This window comes from Roseovarius sp. D22-M7 (assembly GCF_037083785.1).
In the GTDB taxonomy this organism is placed as follows: domain Bacteria; phylum Pseudomonadota; class Alphaproteobacteria; order Rhodobacterales; family Rhodobacteraceae; genus Roseovarius.
In genome coordinates, this window is sequence record NZ_JBAPKY010000111.1 from 1 (window position 1) to 4587 (window position 4587).

The 4587-nt window shown below is 55.6% G+C and carries 2 protein-coding genes; both read right to left on the bottom strand.

Features of this window, described 5'->3' with window-relative positions; all coding sequences use genetic code 11:
* On the bottom strand, nucleotides 1-3957 hold a 3957-nt coding region (locus V8324_RS21060; protein WP_336421859.1), incomplete at its 3' end, for a peptidoglycan DD-metalloendopeptidase family protein.
* A 410-nt stretch (nucleotides 3958-4367) separates the two neighbouring features.
* A partial coding sequence (locus V8324_RS21065) for a hypothetical protein (protein ID WP_336421860.1) occupies nucleotides 4368-4587 on the bottom strand: 220 nt, incomplete at its 5' end.

The following is a 4587-nucleotide window of genomic DNA, read 5'->3' on the forward strand; positions in this document are numbered from 1 at the left end:
ATCGGTGATCGTGTCGTCGCTCTCGCCGGGGCGCTTGACGAAGACGTCATCGCCTGGGCCGCCAGTCATGGTGTCGTTGCCCGGTCCGCCGTCCAGCACATCGCTATTGTCACCGCCACGAAGCAGATCGTTCTGATCGCCGCCGATGACATGGTCATTGCCGGTTCCGCCCTCGGCGACGATCCGGCGTCCAATCTGCCCGGCATCGATTACGTCGTCGCCGCCACCGCCGTCAACGAAAACGGTCTCGTTGGTGATCGACGTGGCTCCAAGCGGCAGAAAGTTGAAGAAATCCGCAGAACCGCTTCCATTGAGGCTCAGTTTTTCAAAGAAGCGGCCGAGAATCGTGCTGTCTGGTCCAATGGCTGGTGTGCTATTCACTGTCGCGCTTTGAATCAGAACATCTGGACCAGCGGCCTGCACGATCGTCGCTGTTGCAGCTTCGCTGTTGATAGCGGCGTTCAACTGCTCGTCTGGAGCGTCGGTGCCCTCAATAATCTTGGCATTTAGCTGGTTGATGAACTTGCTGGGATCGTGCCATGTGATCTTGACGCCTTCTTCCGTATATGTGAAGGAGTCATTGGAAAAGTCACTCAATTCGTTCCAGTATGCAACTCGCCCTGTGGTGTCGGTTCGGTCGAGGCCACCATCGGACGCGACATAGTGCTGCCAGTCACCTTCAAGAACTTCGAAATGGAGATGTGGAGCATCTTCGGCAAACCCCGTATCTCCCAAAGAACCAAGCCGGTCACCGGCGCTGACTTGCCAGTCAACGGGCCCTTGAACTCCGTCAGGCAACTTAATACTCGGATCGAAGTCTTGGAGATGCGCGTACAGAGCATAAAAAGTGCGTTCACCAACGGTATGCTCGACAATGACAGTATTGCCAAAGCCCGTTGTGGGCCCGCTGCCGTGAAAATCGGCGAAAACAACTTGCCCGTCACCGATAGCGTAGACGGACCTACCAAGGTCATCGTTGGCTTCACCATCAAGGTCATCCGGGTCACTATTGACAAAATTCCAGTCCTCACCGAGGTGATATACTCCGTTGAATGGGGCCGAGAAATCACTCGCGTTATACCAACCGTCCTGCTGAGGGAACGACCCGTTCCACTGCTGGTCGATCGACGGACCGGACACCGCAATCTCGTAGTCACCGTATTTGGCTTCTGCCTTTTCACCACCTTGGGTTATGTGCAGCCAATATGTACTAGTTTCGGGTATCGTAACGGTTGTAGACGCTGGATCTCCCTCAGCCGGATTGCCGATCTGATTACTGACTATTCTATCTTCCGACGAGTAAAGCTGGATGATCACAGTATCTAATTCGGGGGACATAGAACTCGCCGTGATTTGAACTTGGGTGCCCGCCTCAAGTTCAATGGGGTAGGTGTCGCGTAGAATCTGGTCCCTTTCTTCTGTAGCCCATCCCCGTTCGATGGTCGGGTAGTAAAACAGTTTTGAACTGGGTGCTTCGTCGTCGTCTTTCTCGGCCGCTTCAGCCGTAGCGGGGGACAAGATGGAGTAGATTGTCGAGACCAACCCGCCGCTTTCAGCATCCTCGATAGATACAGGGTCGGTTCGGGCGAGCTCGCTCCCTTCCGGGTCATTCGCGTCGGTGTGCAGGACGACCCTGAATCGCTCGGTACCCTCCTGGATGTTATCGCTGATCGCATCGAGGACGACGCGCTCGACAGGATCGCCATCGACAAAACGGACTTCGATCGCCGTAGGTTCACCACCATCATATACGACGTCATTTCCATCTGTCGTTTCATCAAGCACAGAGGCGTAGACCGTCGAAGGGGACAGGTCGCCTTCGCGCCGGATGGAGAATGTGACTACGCCACCCTCAACGACTTCAAGATAAGACGGCTCGATGTCGTAGGTCGTGACGGTCGACGGTTCGGTGATCGTGATGTCTCCGGACGCGGCAACGAAGGTTGCCGCGGAATCCGCGGGACTGCGCTGCAGGATGGCGTGGAACGTTTCTCCCGCGTCGATGCCGTCGTTCGAGAGGATGTCGAGCGTGACCGTTTCCTTGCTTTGGCCGCTGGCGAAATCTACCTCGATATTCAACGGGAGGCCGCCGCCTTGCAGCTCGTAATCCGCGTCCGCGTAACTGGCCGTTCCTTTGACGGTCGAGAAGAACAGCGTCTCTTCAGGTTTATCGCCGGTCCTCGATATCGTTATTCCAAGAGTGTTGCCTTCGTCCACAGCCTGAGACATCGGTGCAATCGAATAGTTGGTGCTCGGCGTAATTGGCCCCTCGTCCGTGAATCTGACCCGGAAGTCACCGGTAGCGGTTCGGAAATCGCTGTCGTTCGTGTCCCCCGTGCTGACGGCGAGGTACTGGGTCTCGCTGCCAGACTGGCCCGCCGTGCTGTAGGTGAAGCTCGGCGCGGCGCCTTCGCCTTCGAACGATCCGCCGACCTCGTTCCCGGCGCTGTCGTAGAGCCTGACGAAGACAAGGCCGGTGGTCAGCGACAGGGATTGCGCGTCGAAAGAGTAAGTCCGATCCGGGTCCAGCGTGATGCGATACCAGTCCTTGTCGATGGAGCCTCCCTGTCCGTCAGAAGCTGGGGGCTGGCTCCCCGGTCCGTCCCCCGGAATCGGCTCGGCATCGATCGTCCCGTTCTGCCACTCACCCTCACTCAGGCTTGCCGAGGTGTCGGTCCCCTCGCGAACGGTGTCTGCACTGCTGGCAAAGCTGAAATCGTAGCTTGCGCCGAGACCATAATAGTCCGAAAACCAGATCTGGTTTGAGCCCGCGGAGATGAGGAGATCGTCACCGAACGCAGCAAGGTTCACGTCCGAACTGGAGTAGCCGATGAATTGCAGCTTGCCACTTGGGTCGAGGTCAAGGACAAAATCCTCGCCCCAGTTACCCTCGAACAGATAGGTGTCGTAGCCATCGCCTCCGAGAAGATCGTCATCGCCCGTTCCGCCGAACAAGACGTCATCACCCGAGTTGCCCTGTAACTGGTCATCATCAGGGCCGCCGTCCAGTTTATCTGCCCCCGAACCACCGAAAAGTACGTCGAAGCCTTCACCACCGAACAGAAGATCGTTACCGCCCTCACCTTGAATTTGATCATCACCTTCAAGGCCGTTGATCGTATCGTCGGCTTGCGATCCGAAAACCGGCGTGTCGTTTCCCGGCGTGGTCAAGGCAAAGGGCGTGCCCTGCTTTACATAACCATCAATGTCGTATCCAATATCTGCAAGGAGGGCGAGATCGATCGATCCCGGCAACTTCCTTACTCCGATAAGCTCAAGCGGATCCATGACAACGGTATCTCCGGCGAAGCCGTCTAGAACATGACCGTCGGTTTCAATCGGTATCGGGGAACCACTGTTTGCCGCCATTGCATTTGGACCGTAAAAGCCCGAGCTAGTAATCAGAGCATCATAGGTTGGCGAACCAACGAGACCAAGGATGTGCCCAATTTCATGGACGGCTGTACTAAATAGATCCGAATACCCTGCGACCGGACCGTCCGGATCAAAGGACCAATTAATTTCAGAGTTATTGTTAAATGCAATTGAACCCACGAAAGGTTCGTATTCAGTTGTGGGGCCCAGTCCGCGAAAATCTGTCGCAACTCGAAGCCGCATGGCATCGCCGTCACCCGCATTGTAAAGACTGTATGCTTCCCCAATCTGGGCCCTGAGCGAACCATCAGGCTGCGCGATCCACCCTCCCTGATCATTGCTTCCAACAAATATGAGCAGATCATCGATGGGCGCATCGACGATGATCGATTCTGTCTGAGTTGGATCCTCCGGATTGACGACCGGAATCACCGCTCCGACAGGAATATCCTCGAACTCATCGTTAATATATTGTGCCCACTCACTTGCGGCGAGTTCCAATATTACCCGTCGCTCGGGATCAGCGAAAAAGCCAGAAGCATCAAAGCGATAGTCAAAAACAATATCAAAATTTGACGACATGGCCTGATCCCTGTAAAAACCGACAATTCAGAAACTTGCAGGCGCCCTCGGTAGAGAAAACCACGGGCGGGTCGGCTCGCTCTCCGTCAAGCTCAAGCGCGCAGGCCAACGCAAACTGGGATGATGACTTCGTTCGCAGTATTCTCAATACTTTAGGGGCAGCCTGAGCCATGTGCGATTGCCCAAATATCCTTAAAGGCGTCGTATACAAAAATTGGTTTAACACTGGCAAAAGTTACCCCCCGTCGGAAACATTAACTTTTTCTTAGCCTACGCTGAGCTATGCATCACGGTCAAGTTCCAGCGGCCGCAGAGGTAGACTTTCGCTTCCAATCAAGAGGTGAATTCTACTTTCGGTGGCAACGTTTATTCCCAAACATCGTGAAGTTGTAGGCTCAGCATCTCTTCCGCTACCGTATCGTCGGCGGCGCCCAGCGCTGCCATGCCCGCCACTCCGCTGCCTCATGGTGCGGCTCTCTGACAGCGCCGCTCGCGCCTGCAGGCGCGTCCCGATCAATCACGAAGTCCAGCCGGTTGTCGAAGTCTGCCCCCTGATAGCTTAGAAGAGACGCATCGTAGGTCAGGTCGAAGAAGACCCCGGAAAGGCTGGGAAGATCGTCTCCCACCAGC